At 58.5% G+C, this 15,490-nt stretch carries 10 protein-coding genes; 4 read left to right on the top strand and 6 right to left on the bottom strand.

Annotation, left to right across the window (positions count from 1 at the left end):
• Window position 1: 1 nt before the first annotated feature.
• The 6 genes from topA to D5261_RS23635 form a co-directional block, all read right to left on the bottom strand.
• Complete coding sequence (topA, locus tag D5261_RS23660; protein ID WP_119319657.1) at window positions 2-2,182, bottom strand: type I DNA topoisomerase; 2,181 nt, start codon at window positions 2,180-2,182, stop codon at window positions 2-4.
• 236 nt (window positions 2,183-2,418) lie between these two features.
• Window positions 2,419-5,346, bottom strand: coding sequence for a GH92 family glycosyl hydrolase (locus tag D5261_RS23655; protein WP_119319658.1), 2,928 nt, complete (start codon window positions 5,344-5,346; stop codon window positions 2,419-2,421).
• A gap of 60 nt (window positions 5,347-5,406) precedes the next feature.
• On the bottom strand, window positions 5,407-7,323 hold the full coding sequence (locus tag D5261_RS23650) for an RICIN domain-containing protein (protein ID WP_165863936.1): 1,917 nt from the start codon (window positions 7,321-7,323) through the stop codon (window positions 5,407-5,409).
• Window positions 7,324-7,600: 277 nt separating this feature from the next.
• Window positions 7,601-9,922, bottom strand: coding sequence for an FdhF/YdeP family oxidoreductase (locus D5261_RS23645; RefSeq protein WP_119319660.1), 2,322 nt, complete (start codon window positions 9,920-9,922; stop codon window positions 7,601-7,603).
• Window positions 9,919-10,758, bottom strand: a complete 840-nt coding sequence (gene fdhD, locus D5261_RS23640; protein ID WP_119319661.1) for a formate dehydrogenase accessory sulfurtransferase FdhD — start codon at window positions 10,756-10,758, stop codon at window positions 9,919-9,921. Before fdhD ends, D5261_RS23645 begins: the two co-directional genes overlap by 4 nt.
• Window positions 10,759-10,913: 155 nt before the next feature.
• Window positions 10,914-11,819 carry a right-handed parallel beta-helix repeat-containing protein gene (locus D5261_RS23635; RefSeq protein ID WP_119319662.1) on the bottom strand — a complete coding sequence of 302 codons (906 nt, stop codon included), beginning with the start codon at window positions 11,817-11,819 and terminating at the stop codon, window positions 10,914-10,916.
• Between the two features lie 155 nt (window positions 11,820-11,974).
• Here D5261_RS23635 and D5261_RS23630 point away from each other — a divergent pair, with 155 nt between their 5' ends.
• Genes D5261_RS23630 through D5261_RS23615 form a run of 4 tightly spaced genes read left to right on the top strand, consistent with a single transcriptional unit; the run spans window position 11,975 to window position 15,358 of the window.
• Window positions 11,975-12,463: an acyltransferase gene (locus D5261_RS23630; protein WP_119319663.1), complete on the top strand. Its 489-nt coding sequence runs from the start codon at window positions 11,975-11,977 to the stop codon at window positions 12,461-12,463.
• 2 nt (window positions 12,464-12,465) lie between these two features.
• The gene (locus D5261_RS23625; RefSeq protein ID WP_119319664.1) at window positions 12,466-13,311 is read left to right on the top strand and encodes a beta-keto acid cleavage family enzyme; all 846 of its coding nucleotides are present in this window, start codon (window positions 12,466-12,468) and stop codon (window positions 13,309-13,311) included.
• A complete protein-coding gene (locus tag D5261_RS23620) occupies window positions 13,308-14,441 on the top strand; it encodes a glycosyltransferase (protein ID WP_119319665.1) in 1,134 nt (377 codons plus the stop codon). Before D5261_RS23625 ends, D5261_RS23620 begins: the two co-directional genes overlap by 4 nt.
• On the top strand, window positions 14,438-15,358 hold the full coding sequence (locus D5261_RS23615; RefSeq protein ID WP_119319666.1) for a sulfotransferase: 921 nt from the start codon (window positions 14,438-14,440) through the stop codon (window positions 15,356-15,358). The genes D5261_RS23620 and D5261_RS23615 overlap by 4 nt, the downstream gene beginning before the upstream one ends.
• The last annotated feature ends 132 nt before the right edge of the window (window positions 15,359-15,490 follow it).

The following is a 15,490-nucleotide window of genomic DNA, read 5'->3' as shown; positions in this document are numbered from 1 at the left end:
GTTATCCTTTGCCTTGCGCCGTCGTCGCCAGCTCGCGCTGCGGAGCGGGTTCGGTCTCCGCTTCATCGTTCTCACCGGCTTCTTCGGACGGTTTCTTTGTTGATTCTTTGTAATCGCACTCGGCGTTATGGCACTTGACGCCAATGACGCGGCCACGATAAGTATTTTCCACGACGGGCGAGCCGCACGTCGGGCAGTCTTCGCCGGTCGGCTTGCCCCAGGCGACGAAGTCGCACTTCGGGTACTCTTTGCAGCCGTAGAAGATCGCGCCTTTGCGGCTTCGTTTCTGAACGATCTCGCCGCCGCACTTGGGGCAGGGGACATCGATCTTTTCGGCCTCCGGCCGCACGATCGTCTTGCACTCAGGATAATCCGAGCAACCGACGAATTCGCCAAATCGGCTGGAGCGAACCACCATCGGCTTGCCGCAGTTCGGGCAGTCGATGCCGGCGAGCTTCGGCTCGATTTTGACCTTCTCCATCAATTCGCCGGCCTTTTCCAGGCTTTCCGCGAAAGGACCGTAGAAGGACCGCATCATCGCGACCCAGTCTTCCTTGCCATCGGCCACGTCGTCGAGCTTGGTCTCCATTTCGGCGGTGAATGCGATATCCAATACGCTCGGGAAGTGCTTCACGAGCAGATCGTTGACCGTTGTTCCCAGCTCGGTCGGCTTGAATTTCTTCTGCTCCAGCTCGACGTATTTCCGGTCGATGATCGTCGACATAATCGCGGCGTAGGTGCTCGGGCGTCCGATGCCCTTTTCCTCAAGCGCCTTCACGAGCGTTGCTTCCGTATAACGCGGCGGCGGCTCGGTGAAGTGCTGCTTGGGCAGGATTTGGAGCAGCTTCAGCAACTGATCGTCGGACAGGGCCGGCAGCGGCTGCTTGTCCTCATCATCCACCTGATTCGGGTCGTCCTTGCCCTCACGATAGACGCGCAGGAAGCCGTCGAACTTGACGGTCGATCCCGTGGCGCGGAATGTATAGTTGCGCGCGGAGATGTCCACGGTGACGACATCGAACACAGCGGGCGCCATCTGGGACGCCAGGAAACGCTGCCAGATGAGCTTGTAGAGCTTGGCCTGTTCGGCGGTCAAGAGCTTGGCGATCTGATCGGGCACGCGCTCGATGCTCGTCGGGCGAATGGCTTCGTGCGCGTCCTGCGCCGCGCCGCCCTTCTTATATTGTTTGGTCTGCGCCGGAGCGTAGGCCGCGCCGTACTCCGTGACGATATAGGCGCGCGCCGATTGCTGAGCCTCGTCGGCGATCCGCGTGGAGTCGGTGCGCATGTAGGTGATCAAACCCACATGGCCTTCGCCTGCGACATCCAAACCTTCGTAAAGCTGCTGCGCCACCATCATCGTCCGTTTGGCCGAGAAGCCGAGCTTCCGCGAGGCTTCCTGCTGGAGCGTACTGGTGATGAACGGAGCCGACGGGTTGCGTCGCTTTTCGCTTTTCTTAACCTTCTTGACACGGTACTCCGCGCCGTCGAGGTCCGACAAAATCTTATCGCTCGTCGCCTGATCCGGGATCTCGATCTTCTTGTTATCGCGCTCAGTCAGATTGGCGTCGAACTTGTTCTTCACCGTATCGGGCGTCAGCGTTGCGCCGATCGTCCAGTACTCGACCGGGTTGAACGCCAGGATCTCGCGCTCACGGTCCGTGATCAAACGAACGGCGACGGACTGCACGCGGCCGGCGCTCAGGCCCTTCTTGACCTTACGCCAGAGCAGCGGGCTGATCTTGTAGCCGACGATCCGGTCCAGTTCGCGCCGCGCCTGCTGGGCGTTGACACGGTCCATATCGATCGTGCGATAGTTTTGCAGCGCCGCGAGAACCGCCGTCTTGGTGATCTCGTTGAACTGGATCCGCTTGGGCTCCTTCAGTCCGAGCGCCTCCTTGAGGTGCCAGGAGATGGCTTCGCCTTCGCGGTCAGGGTCGCTCGCCAGGTAGACTTCATCGGCTCCCTTAGCAGCGGCCTTCAGTTTCGCGACAACGTCCTTGCGTTCTGGAATGATCACATAAGTCGGCGCAAAGTCGTTCTCGATATCGATCGACAGCTTTTTCTCTGGGAGGTCGCGCACGTGTCCCATGCTCGCCTCAACCTGATAGTCGGCGCCGAGAAACCCCTTGAGCGTCTTTGTCTTCGCGGGGGACTCAACGATAATTAATTTCTTAGCCATTACAATTCGTCTTTCCTCAACGTTCTCTATTATAACACCCAACGCGCGGATTTGTTACCGGGGGAGCGAATGGCGGAGAACGCCGGCGCAATCACAACTGCATGATCTTACCACACAAATTGACTTTCCCGCGCTGGAGAGATCCACGCTTCTTCAGACCGTGGAAAAACGAAACCCCGTCGGCGGTACGGGCCAACGGGGTTTGCGCAGGTGAATTGGCTCTGGAAATTACGAGTTCAGTGGGTCGTTGTGAAGGCGATGTCGTCTATGTAACCACGATACCCGCCGGTGCTGTTTGGGTTGTCATAGCCGAAGTCGATGCGATTGACCGCCTTCCCCGCCAGCGGAGTCAAATCGACGGAGACGTAGTTCCAAGTATCCAGCGCCAGCGACCCGCTTTGCGCATTGGGGTGGAGGCGGACGCCGCGCTGATCGTTCAGGCCGCTGTCGCGCAAGGTGGAGTTATCGGTAAACACCAGGTCTACCGCAACATGGGCGCTGTTGTTTCCAGACACCAGACCCGACGTGGCGCTGCTCTGTGGATATAGCCAGTAAGACAGATGCATCCCGGAGGTGACGACGATCGATTTGCTGCTGACGTCAAACGCTTTAAGATAGGCGTAAACGGCCGATCCTCCCAATGCGCCGCCGGAATACATCAACTCGGAAGAGCCGCTTTGACTGTTCTCGTTTCGGATACCCAGCTCCGGACCGGAGCCGCCGCTGAGAATAGGGCCGACATTGGAGATATTTCCCCCAGGAGAGTTTGTATCGACCGAGTTTGTCCACGTTGGCTGGTATTCGCCCGCCTCCAGACTGGTTCCCCAGAAGTAGTTCTGCGTGACCGGAGTCGACATTCCGTCTGTATTGGAGGGTGGGGCAAACGAGGAACTGGCGCCCCAGCTTGTATTCGCATTGGTCCCCATCGTATAGTTCAGCGTCGCGCCATTGGAGATATTGGCGAAGCGGGTCCAGGGCGAGTTTGACGTCTGACCATTGACCGTCAGGCTTTGAATATATGGAGCGTTGTCCGCCGCGCCGCCGCCATTGATCGTCACATCGCCGCCGGCCAGATGAATCACCGTCTGTGGAAAAAGGGGTCCGTTCATCACAAGAACATCGTCTCCCGGCGCTTCGGGATGAAACCCGAGCGCCGCCCAGACATACCAGGACGACGTTTGGCCCAGATCGTCGTTGCCAGGCAAGCCCGTGGATGCCGATGAGTATAGCTGCGTCATAACGCGCCGAACGACATTCGAGCACTTGTATGGCTGTCCAAGGTAGTCATAAACATACGGCGTCTCAGAGCACGGTTCATTGCCCATATAGGCGTACTGAGTGACGGATGTGTTAGTATCGTTGATTTGCGTAAAGAAGTTATCCAGGCGGCTTGCGGCGTTTGAGGCGCCTCCCATCGCTCCGATCAGCGCGCTATAGTTGAACGGGACCATCCAGACATACTGGGCGCCGGTTCCCTCGGCGAACGCATTGTAATTGTCATAGGTTGAGACATTGCTGGCGAAGCCCGGCGACCACCAGCGATCGGACTGCCGCATTTGGAAATATCCGGAGCCGGAGTTGAAGAGATTGCGCCAGTTCTGGGCGCGGCTCATCGCCGAATTATAGGTGGCGGAGTCGCCAAGGAACTGGGCAAAGCGCGCCAGGGCGGCGTCGGCGCTGCAATACTCCAGCGTCATCGAGATCGGGGCGTATCCGCCGATCTGATACTCGGGAACGTAGCCCAGATTCAAATAATCACGCTCGGCGTCCCGTTCGTAAACCCCATTGCTGGACTTTGTCGAAGGATCGGTCGCCGCCTTCGCCATCGCCGTTTTCGCCGCCCCGGTATTGAAGTTTCTGGCGCCAAACGCATACATGCCGGCGATGATTGGCGTGGCGGGATCGCCGATCATCGTGCCAGTGTCGCCGGTGGGAATGCTCCAGCGCGGCATCGCTCCGCAATCGGATGCGTCCTGCACCAGCGATTGCGCCATGTCGCTTGCGCGCGCCGGGTCGATCATCGCGATGAGCTGGCATTCATTGCGATAGATATCCCAGCCGGAGAAGTATTCATACTTGGTGAATCCGGAGGTCGTCCGAACCTGTCCGTCAAAGCCCATATATTGATTGTTGACATCGCTGACGACGCTGGGGGCCAGCAGCGAATGGTAGAGCGCGGAGTAAAAGGTTTGCGTATCCGCCGAGGTTCCGCCGCTGACCTGGATCTTGTTGAGATAACCGTTCCAGGTGTTGTTCGCCGCGCTATGCATGGCGTCGAATCCAGAGTTGTTGAACGTGGATGCGGGGCTTTCCGTATTGAGATTGGCTTTGGCGTTCGCCACGCTCACCCACGAAACGGCGCTGCGCGCCAGCACGGTCCCGCCGCCATTGAACGTCAAATAGGCGCCGCTCTTTGACCCCGACACGCTCGTCGAGTTTCCGGAGAGACTGGAGCCGTTCCATGTTCCATAGGCGCTGAATGAGTGATCGAAGACGACATCAAAATACAAGCGATGGTTTTGTCCTGAGCCCAGAAACCCGAAGCCGGTCGTCCATCCGCTCACTTCATTGCCGCCCGGATTGATCTGGATTGAGGCGTCGATAATGGACGCTCCGCTGCCTGCGTTGATGAGCATCGTGGCCGCATTGCCCGAGGGATAAGTGAAGCGTCCGAATCCGGTGCGCGTCGAAGCCGTCAGTTCCGTTTCGATCCCATTCGTGAGCTGGACGGAGTAATAACCCGGGCCGACAAACGGGACGCCGGCGATTGTGGAGGCGTATGTGAGATACCCCGTCGGGCTGCTGCTGGTGACCGGCGAACTGGTCAAATTGCCGACGATCGGCGTGAAGCCCAGATCGCTTCCGTAAAAGCCGCCCCCGCCGCTGACATGATTGAAGCTGAAGCCGCAGATTTTATTGTCGGTGTAGAGATATCCGCCGGGCTCCGAACCGCCCTGAATGCCGCTCGGCGTGTCCGGACTCCATTGCATCATGCCAAAGGGAGTGACGGCGCCGGGAAATGTATTGCCGCCGTTTTGCGTACCGCAGAAGGGCAGCACATATGGCGTAAGATTTTGCAGCGTGTACGCATGCAGCGGCAGGGAGATCCCCAGGCTCGCTCCCGCGATCAGCGCTGATAGTGGGAAAAGATGATATTGACGCATTTGAACTCTCCAGCAGATTGCCGCGCCTCCTCAGGAAACCGAGGAGGCGCGAACACATCCCTACGGCGCGCGCTCCAGCAGGAACTGCTGCCAGGCGTTGTTGACGTCGGTATATTGTTCTAAGGGAATGTTGTTGGCGGTCTGGCCGCCGGGGATGTCCCAGGTAAGCCCATCGTAATTCCAATAGAATTTGAAGTTGCCGTTGACCTGCGGCGCGATGCGCAGTTTTTGATCGCCGGCATTGCTGGGGTTGTACGTCCAGAGATGGATGTCGTCTCCCAGATTGCTGTTGGGGCCATCGATGCAGGCGACCTTCGTGGTAGCGTTCAAACTGAAAAGGCCATACCAGCCATTGCCTTCGCTGGTGAATTGCCATTTGAACCAGGGATTCGTCTGCCAATCGTACTGGATGATCGCGCTGCCATCTGAACTGCCGGCGCCCTGGATGCAGATATAACGGCCGCTGCTGGCGCGGATGTAGTAATTGCCTATGGGCTGAAGCCGCCAGAGTTGGTTAGCCGCGCCTGCGTCCGTATTCTGCTGCACCTTGGCGTTGTCGGCCGTCGAGGAGCTCGCGACTTCTAAGATGAGGCCGCTGTGGACGTTTTTGAGCTTGCACCAGCCGTTGCCGGCGTCTACGAGGTCGAACTGCTGGGCCGGGTTATTACCCGTGTAGGCCCAGTCATGGAGCTGTGCGCCGGTGGAGGTCGAGTCCAGATCGATACAGGCGGACTTCCGAGTGATCGCGGAGAGAAGCTTGAAGTGATTGCCGGCTTCGTTGGGGACAATCAGCCAGCGCTGATTTCTGCTGCCGGAATCCGCGCTCCACTGGTTGATCACCGCGCCGTTGGTGATATTGCCGCCGATCAAATCCAGCGCCTTGCCGCTGTTCTTGTTGATGAGCATGAACTGCGGGGGCAGGGCGAGGAATTGCCAGATCGCCACGCCGCTCGAACATTCCAGCGCCTCGGTCTTTGTCTGGTCTTCGTTCGACACGGTCGTCCAATCGTTCCAGGTCAGATTGGTGCTGGGATTGCGAGTGTTCCACGCGGCCTGCGCGTTGCTGAGCATCCAGTTGTAGTAAGTCGGCCAGAGATTATTGTCGCTGCAAAGATCGCTGAGGCCCTTGCAGAACCAATAGGCCCACTGGTTGCCCCCATATTCGGCGCTGTTGTGCAGGATGGTGTTGTTATTGACGACATGGTTGGCCGCCAGCACCGCGTCATTGTAATACTGTGCGGTTCCGGTGAGACGATAAAGATACTCGGCGCTTTCGAGAAACGATCCACTGTTGTAGACATTGTCGCTCGATTGCAGCGTTTGCCCGTTGTCGGTGGCGATGGCTTCATTGACCTGCCCAGGCGCGCCCAGGGAATTGTTTGCGTTCGTGGAGTTGAAGAGATTTGCGCGCACCCACGAATACATATTCTGGCACTTGGTCAGATAGTTGGAATCTCCTGTCACTTCGTACAGGGCGCAGCCGGCGATAATGAGGGAATCGTTGGATAGGGCCGCCTTGGAGTGTTTTCCGGACTGCTCCTCCCAAACCCCGCCGCCGAACGTATTATCCCAGCCGCGATTATAGGCCATGTTCCAGTTATTGGCCGCATCGGTCAGGAAGGCGCTGTTGCCGGTCATCTGGTAGCCGCGAACGAAGGCGATTGTTGCCCAGCCCACATCGTCGTTCCAGGTGTCCCACGACCAATCCGAGCCGTTATAGTAGACGAAGGAGTTGAGCAGGCTGTTGACGAGCGTGACCAGTGCAGGGTTATGCGTGCGGTCGTAGGTGTCCATGACGATGAGGGTGTCCAGCGCCGATCCCCACATATAAGCCGCGCTGTTGCGGCCGGAGCCGGTCAAAGTGCTGGCGAAATAAGTCTGGCCGCCGCTTTGGACCAGGAAATTTGATATCCATGCGTTGTAGGCGGTGTCCGATGGATTCTGCGCGCGGGCGGAGGGCGAACAGAAAAGGCTCACGGCGGCAATTAGTAATATTGCAAATATTGCAATAAACCGAAATCGTAGCGCTTTCTTCCTCAATATGTACGTTGTCATGCTTAGATTTCTCCCCTTCAGAATAGCGATTAACGCAATCAACTCAATCGTAATCATGGCGAAATGAGTCAAATATCGATGCATTCTGCTACATAATCATAAAGGGATGGGGAGACATTGTCAATGTGGCGCTTGTGACATGACATGTCACTTTGTGATTTATTTCTGATCGTCTTATCTGTGATCTCAGATGAGGCGATCAGGATTTTATAGAACGGCGCAGTCGAATTATGACGGACTTTGAGGTCGGCGTGTTGCTCTTGTCGGCGACGCTGGTAATCGGCACGAGCACGTTGGTTTCGGGGAAGTAGGTCGCGGCGCAGCCGCGCGGGATGTCGTACGGGACGATCATGAACCGTTCGGCCACGCGCTCCACGCCTTCGTGGCGGCCGACAAGATCGACCCACTCCTCAGCCTGGAATCCAAGGGAGTGGATGTCCTCCGCGTTCAAGAACACCACGCGCCGACCGTTGCGCACTCCCCGGTAACGATCGTCCAGGCCGTAGATCGTGGTGTTGTACTGGTCGTGGCTGCGGATCGTCATCATCAGAAGCTCATCCGAGCCCAGCTTCGTGGTTGGGATCGGATGAACGGTGAAGCGCGCCTTTTGTGTCGTCGTGACGAAGCTGCGCTCGCGCGCGCCGTTCGGCAAGCGGAACCCATTAGCGCCACGGACGCGAGAGTTGTAGTCCTGAAAGCCAGGGATGACACGGGCGATATGGTCGCGGATCGAATCGTAATTTGCGATCAGCTCGTCCCAGCCAACCTTGGACCGGGCGCCGAGCGTGGCGCGCGCCATCCCCGCGACGATCGCCGGCTCGCTGCGCAGGTGCTCCGAAGCCGGCGGAAGAGTTCCCCGCGACCGGTGCACAACGCTCATGGAGTCCTCCACGGTAACGAACTGAGGACCACCCGCCTGCAAATCCGTCTCGGTGCGGCCAAGGCACGGCAGGATCAACGCCGCTTGCCCCGTGACGAGGTGGCTGCGGTTGAGCTTGGTGGAGATCTGGACCGTCAATTGGCATCGGCGCAGCGCATCGGCGGTGTATTCGGTGTCCGGCGTGGCCGAGAGAAAGTTGCCGCCCATGCCGATGAAGACGCGCGCCTTGCCGGCGTGCATCGCCTTGATCGACTCCACGGCGTCGAGGCCGTGCTGGCGGGGCGGATCGAAATCGAACTCGCGTCCCAGAGCATCCAGGAATCGGTCCGGCATCTTCTCCCAGATGCCCATCGTGCGGTCGCCCTGCACGTTGCTGTGGCCGCGCACCGGGCAGGCGCCCGCGCCGGGCTTGCCGATCTGGCCGCGCAGCAGCAGCAGGTTGACGATTTCCTGAATGTTGGCGACGGCGTTTTTATGCTGGGTCAGCCCCATCGCCCAGCAGCAGATCATCCGCTCGGCGCGCATGGCGATTTCGGCCGCCTCGCGGATCTGGTCGCGTCCAACGCCGCTCTGCTCGACAATCGTATCCCACGACTCTGCCAGGATATCCACGGCGAACTCTTCATAGCCGCTCGTGTGCGCCGCGATGAACTCGTGGTCGATGACGGTTCCGGGGCGTCGCTCTTCGGCTTCGAGCATCTCTTTGATGACGCCTTTGAGCAGCGCGACATCGCCATTGATGCGCACTTGCAGGAAGAGCTTGGTCAGCGGCGTGCCGCCGGTGAGCATCCCAATCGGCTCCTGAGGATGCTGGAAGCGCATCAGGCCCGCCTCGGGCAATGGGTTGACGCTGACGATCGTGCAGCCGCGCCGGACGGCGTGCTGGAGCGCGGTGAGCATACGGGGGTGATTGGTGCCGGGATTCTGCCCGATCACAAAGATCGTGTCCGCAATCTCCAAATCTTCGAGCGTGACCGTGCCTTTGCCGACGCCGATTGTTTCATTCAGCGCCGCGCCGCTGGATTCGTGACACATATTGGAGCAATCCGGCAGGTTATTCGAACCGAACTGTCGCACAAATAATTGGTAGAGGAAAGCCGCCTCGTTGCTGGTCCGTCCGGAGGTATAGAACAGCGCCTCATCGGGAGACGTCAGCGCATTCAACTCGGAAGCGATGAGCTGAAATGCGTCGTCCCAGGAGATCGGTTCGTAGTGCGCCGAGCCGGGACGCAGAACCATGGGATGCGTCAGGCGCCCTTGCTTGCCCAGCCAGTGATCCGTTTGCTCGGACAGCGCGGCGACGCTCCATTTTTGGAAGAACTCGGCGGTCACGCGCCGGGTGGTCGCTTCTTCCGCGACGGCCTTCGCGCCGTTCTCGCAAAATTCCGTGACCGCGCGTTTGTCGTCGGGATCGGGCCAGGCGCACCCAGGGCAGTCGAATCCATCCGATTGGTTCATGCGCAGCAGTGTTTTGACGCCGCGCGCCAGTCCAGTTTCTTCCTGGATATGCCGCATGGAAGACACCACCGCCGGAATTCCTCCGGCGGCGTCTTTGGCTTCGGTGACCCCGGCCGGGGACTCTTCGACCGGCCCTTGAGCCCGGACGCTCCCATGCCCTTGCGTCGGTTCCAAATCGCTCATAACGCTGTCTCCATGGACGGTGTGAGATTGACGCGGGCCGCGCCGGTATAAATATTGAACCGATCGCCGCGCAGGAACCCGATCAGCGTGACGCCTGCGTCCCGCGCCATCTCGACGGCGAGGCTCGACGGCGCGCCGACGGCGGCGACAATTGGTATTCCGGCCATGCGCGCTTTTTGCAGCAGCTCAAAACTGGCTCGCCCGCTCAGAAACAAGATCGCGCCGGAGAGCGGCAGCTGTCCCGTGAGAATTTGCGCGCCGATGAGCTTATCGACGGCGTTGTGGCGTCCGACATCCTCACGCAGATCGAGTAGCCGTCCGCCGATATCCAGCAGCGCCGCGCCATGCAGGCCGCCGGTTTGGTTGAACGCGTCCTGCGCCTGGCGGACAGTATCCGAAATCGTTGTGAGAATCGACCGGTCGACGATGGGGACCTCTGGGGCGATCGGAAACCGAGCCTGCTGGCGGATCGCGTCCAGGGAGGTTTTTCCACAGACACCGCAGCTCGATGTCGTGTAGAAATTGCGGCTCAGCCGATGAAGTCCGGCGAGTACTTCCGGCTCCGTCACGACGCGAACGATGTTATCTTCCGCCTGGATGGCCAGGATCTGCCCTGTGTCGGTAATTGCGCCCTCGCTCCAGAGAAATCCCGCCGCGAGTTCGGCGTCGTTTCCCGGAGTTCTCATGGTGATGGAGACGGTCTGAGGCGCAGTTCGATCCGAGGAAAGCTGGATCTCCAGCGGCTCTTCCACGGCGATCAAATCCTGCGCCTGCTGACTGCCGGCGCCGCGCACCGAACAAATGGAGATGCGATTCACAGTCGGAGAGGTCGTCATAGATCCTTCATATTTGGCGGCGTAATACTACGGTAATTATGCCATATTGGAAGGACGCGCGATACGGTATCTTCTGCTCTCCACGCGCAGAAACGGCGCGGCCAATGTTTGGCCGCGCCGTCCCGGTGCATCGATCGAAGAAACGGACAGTGAATTTATTGAACGGTGATGACGCCGTTCGGAGTGGCGGAGCTGCCGTTGCCCGCTTTTCGGTTGTTTGCGGCGGATGAGATCTTGCCGGTGCCGTTGTACGCAAAGCAAACGCCATTGTCGAAAATGTCATTGTCCGACAGACGAATCGTGGAGCCGTTTTCCGCCTGTGCGGCGACCCCCGCATTGGCGATCAGGCTTTTGACAACGCTAATCGTGCCGCCTTCGGCGTGAAGACCGAACGAATCGGATTGGGTGACGGTGCAGCCAAGCAGCTGAGTCATGCCGGAGAAGGTATCGACGCCAGTCACGGCTCCCTGGATCAGCACGTCGCTGAGTGTCATGCTTGACGCCACGCTGGCGCTATTCTCACGAACACCGACCGGCGTATTCGTGAAGGACGAATGTTTGATGACAACCTGACTGGGCAGAGTTGTGGTAACATCGACTCCGGCTCCAGAAAATCCGAAAACGTTACAGTTTTCGATGATCAACTGCTTGCCGGCGAGAAAACGAATACCGATTGTTCCGGGGCTTAACGTTCCCACGATCCCATTGATTCGGAAGTTGCGAATGGTCACGACATCGCTTGGACCCGCATTGATCGTAATGCCGGAAACGCCCGACGCAAGGATGCTTGCAACTTGGCCGGCGCCGCCGTCCAGGGTTAGCGCTTTTGTGATCGTAATCGTTCCAAAGCCGCCCGGGTCAAGCGCGTCGATTTCGCCGCCTGCCGCAGTCTTGGAAATGGCGCCGGCGATCGTTTTGCATGGCGCCGTGCGGCTTCCCGGATTAACGTCGTCGCCAACTCCCGAGACCCAGGTGCGCGTCGCCTGCGCGTGCGCCGTGGTTGCGAAAGCCAGGGCTACGCCCACTACAGCCAATGTGCTCGTCATAGAACGAAATGTCATAATGTTTCCTTTGAACGAAATCGTTGATTTTCCGATTGGATTGCAATACTCTCTCAAGATACGCTAAAATCTCAGTAAGCTACCTTAACATATCGGTTCATTCGAAAAGGGGCTGAAGCCCGCAAAGATACCGGGCTTTCAAAAAAATACGTTTCATGAATAACAATTTCGGAGAATATTGCGTTATCTCAGACGATGTGACCATCGGTGAGGAGACCCGCGTCGGCAATTTCGTGTTTATTCGCTCCAGCACCGTGATTGGAAAGGGATGCGTGATTGGCTCCTATGTCGATATCGAGGGCGACGTTCAGATCGGAGATCATGTCTCACTGCAAAGCGGATGTTATCTCACACGCGGGGTTGTGATTGAAAACGAAGTTTTCTGTGGCCCCCGAGTGATTACGATGAACGACAAGCACATGACGTATCGCCGAAAAAATCTCGTGTTCGTTCGCGATGCGCCTCGGATATTGCGCGCCGCCCGTGTTGGAGGCGGCAGTATTTTGCTGCCCGGCGTGACGATCGGCGAAAATGCAAAAGTCGGCGCGGGAGCGGTCGTCACGAAGGATGTTCCAGACTTCGCCATCGTCGTTGGCAACCCGGCTGTCGTCGTTGGGCGTGTCTCTGAAAAGGAGATTTTGTAAGTTTGTCTGATAAACTGATCATTAACGCCGCCATTACGGGATGCGTACTTCGCAAAGAGCATTCGCGACATTTGCCGGTCACGATTGGGGAAATCACGGAATGCGCGATGCGCGTGCGGGACGCCGGGGCGTCCATCATTCACCTCCACGCCCGCCGCGAAGACGAAACTCCCAGTTTTGATCCGCGTGATTATCGGGATCTCGCGGCAAGCGTGCGCGAGGCGTGCGACGACGCCATTGTCTGCGTTTCCTTGAGCGGCCGTCACGTCTCCGATATCGCCACAAGAGCGGCCGCGCTGGAATCCCATCCGGAAATGGCGAGCCTGACTCTGGGCTCCATGAATTTTATCTCCGGTCCAAGCATCAATTCCCCGGAAACAATCTGCGAGCTGGCGTCCCGCATTTACGCCGCCGGCGCCGTTCCGGAGATGGAGGCGTTTGAAGCTGGTTTTATCCACTACGCATCGTATTTGATCAAAAAGGGCGTGCTGCGGCCTCCTTATTACTTCAATCTCCTGTTTGGGTCTCTGGGGTCCGCTCCGCTCGACCTCACGGGACTGGGGCATATGGTAAGCCTGCTGCCGGCGGGTTCGACCTGGGCCGCCGGAGGGCTGGGGGCATACCAGCTCGACGCCAATGTGATGGCGATCGCCGCCGGGGGCCACGTGCGCGTCGGTCTGGAAGATAACATTCATTACGACCGGGACCGCACTGAGCTCGCCGATAATGTCCGCTTCGTCAAGCGGATTGCGCGAATCGGCTCCGAGATGGGACGCCTGCCGGCGTCACCGGAAGAGGCTCGACAGATAATCGGACTTTCGGCTCCCTCTCCTGCGCAGAGTTTATGAACGTCCTCATCACGACCTATGCGCTGAAGCAATACGCCGGCGCCGAACTGTATGTTCGTGACTTGGCGCTCGAACTAAAGCGGCAAGGTCATATGACCGCCGTTTATACGTCCGCGATCGGTCCCGTGGCGAAGGACCTGCGCGCGCAAGGGGTTCCCGTCGTATCGCGTCTTCGGTCCGTACCCTTTGCGCCGGATCTTATTCACGGCAGCTTCCGCCGGGACATCATGGCGGCGCTTCTTCATTTCCCCAACGTTCCCGGAGTTTATGTTTGCCATACGCATAGCGGCTGGATGGGCGGCGCGCCGAATCACCCGCGCATCCGCCAATACCTGGGCGTCAGCCAATTGTGTGTTGATCGCATGCTGGCGGACGGTATTCCGAGCGATCGGGTCGGGCTCACGCGAAATTGGGTGGATCTCCAGCGGTTTCAGCCGCGCGAAGCTCTGCCCGAGCGCCCGCGGCGCGCGCTACTGTTCAGCAATTACGCTCACGCGTCCACGCATTTGCCGGCTGTGAGGGAGGCGTGCCGCCGTGCGGATCTGGAGCTGGATATCGTGGGGGCAGGGGTGGGGAACGCGGTTCTGCATCCGGAAGATATCTTAGGACGTTACGATCTTGTCTTCGCCAAAGCCAAGGCGGCGATGGAAGCGATGGCTGTTGGCGCCGCCGTTATCCTTTGTGACTTTGGGGGCGTTGGGCCGATGGTGACATCCGCCGAATTTGATATCCTCCGCCCGATGAACTTCGGATTTCAAGCCCTGCGCGACCCACATACCCCGGAAGCCTTACTGGCGCAAATCGATCGTTATGACGCCGCAGACGCCGCTTGTGTGAGTGAGCGGTTTCGCCGGGTGGCCTCTCTGGAAGACGCTGTTCGGGAACTTGTGGAAATTTACCAGAACATCATTCAGAAGGCGCGCGCTTCGAGTGATACAGAAGACGAGCGCAAGTATGCGCAGGCGTTTCGGCGCGACACATTGCTGGAGCAGGTTTTGATTGCGTGGCAAAATATCCCATTGGGGCAGCGCGACCGGCTGACGAATCTTCCGGGGATGTCCACATTGCGGAGCCGATTGACGCAGCGTTTTTTTCGGCCGCAGCATCCCGCCAAAGGCGTCCGCCAATGAAGGTCCTGTACATCGGCGGCATGGATCGCAGCGGCAGCACCCTGCTCGGCCGCCTGCTGGGAAATGTTTCTGGCTGTATCAATCTCGCCGAGGCGGATGTGATTTGGGAGCGATGGAACTCTCGGTCCGTACGCTGCGGCTGCGGCGCGATCTTCGCGGAATGCGGTTTTTGGGGAGCCGTTCGGCGGCAAGTCTTTGAAAGCGACGGCAATGAAATTATTGACGCCGTAGTTCAGTTTCGAAGTCAGTCGCGTCGATGGGGCCGCACGGACGAATCGAATCGTGAGAGCAGCGCGGCAATGACGGCTGCGGATTATCGGCGCTATCTCGGCAAAGTTTATGCGGCTGTCTCTGAACTGTCCGGCGCGGCGCTCATCATCGACACATCGAAACGCATTTCTTACGCGCGCAGCCTCGCCGCCGCTCCCGGCGTGGATCTTCGTTTCCTTCATCTGATCCGAGACAGCCGCGCCGTCGCGTTCTCACAGCAGCGACGCAAGCGCAACCCGGGGTTTGTCGATCAGAACACCTATATGTCGCCCACGTCGTGGACGAAATCAGCGCGCCAGTGGAATGCCGTCAACGCCGCGCTGCCGCTTGGATGTCCCGGTAATCGATCTATGCGTATGCGCTATGAAGATTTGGTTATCGACCCTCTGAACGCCCTCACGCAGATCTTCGAATTTCTAGACGAACCTGTTCCCCCGCTGGAATTTCTCCATCGTCAGCCGCTGCATCTTGGACGCGAGCATACGGTGAGCGGCAACCCAGACCGTTTCAATCCTGAAATCATTATCCGTCCGGATATGGAATGGCGGGAAAAGATGCCCGTGGGCGCCAAAGCATTCGTCACCGCTGCAACTTTCCCGCTCCTGGCTTTTTATGGATACCTGCAATCTCCGAATCCACGAAAATAGCCCCTGGTAACGCCACATTTTGTCACGCTGGCTTCGCGAGTGGTATACTGAGCTTGCTTGCGGAAAATTCATGAAGGGCTGATTTGTGGTTCCGCTGAGCATTGCAATATAAATAAAAGCAAGGACTAAACT

The sequence above is a fragment of the Capsulimonas corticalis genome (genome assembly GCF_003574315.2).
Lineage (GTDB): Bacteria > Armatimonadota > Armatimonadia > Armatimonadales > Capsulimonadaceae > Capsulimonas > Capsulimonas corticalis.
This window is presented reverse-complemented; position numbering and strand designations above follow the sequence as displayed.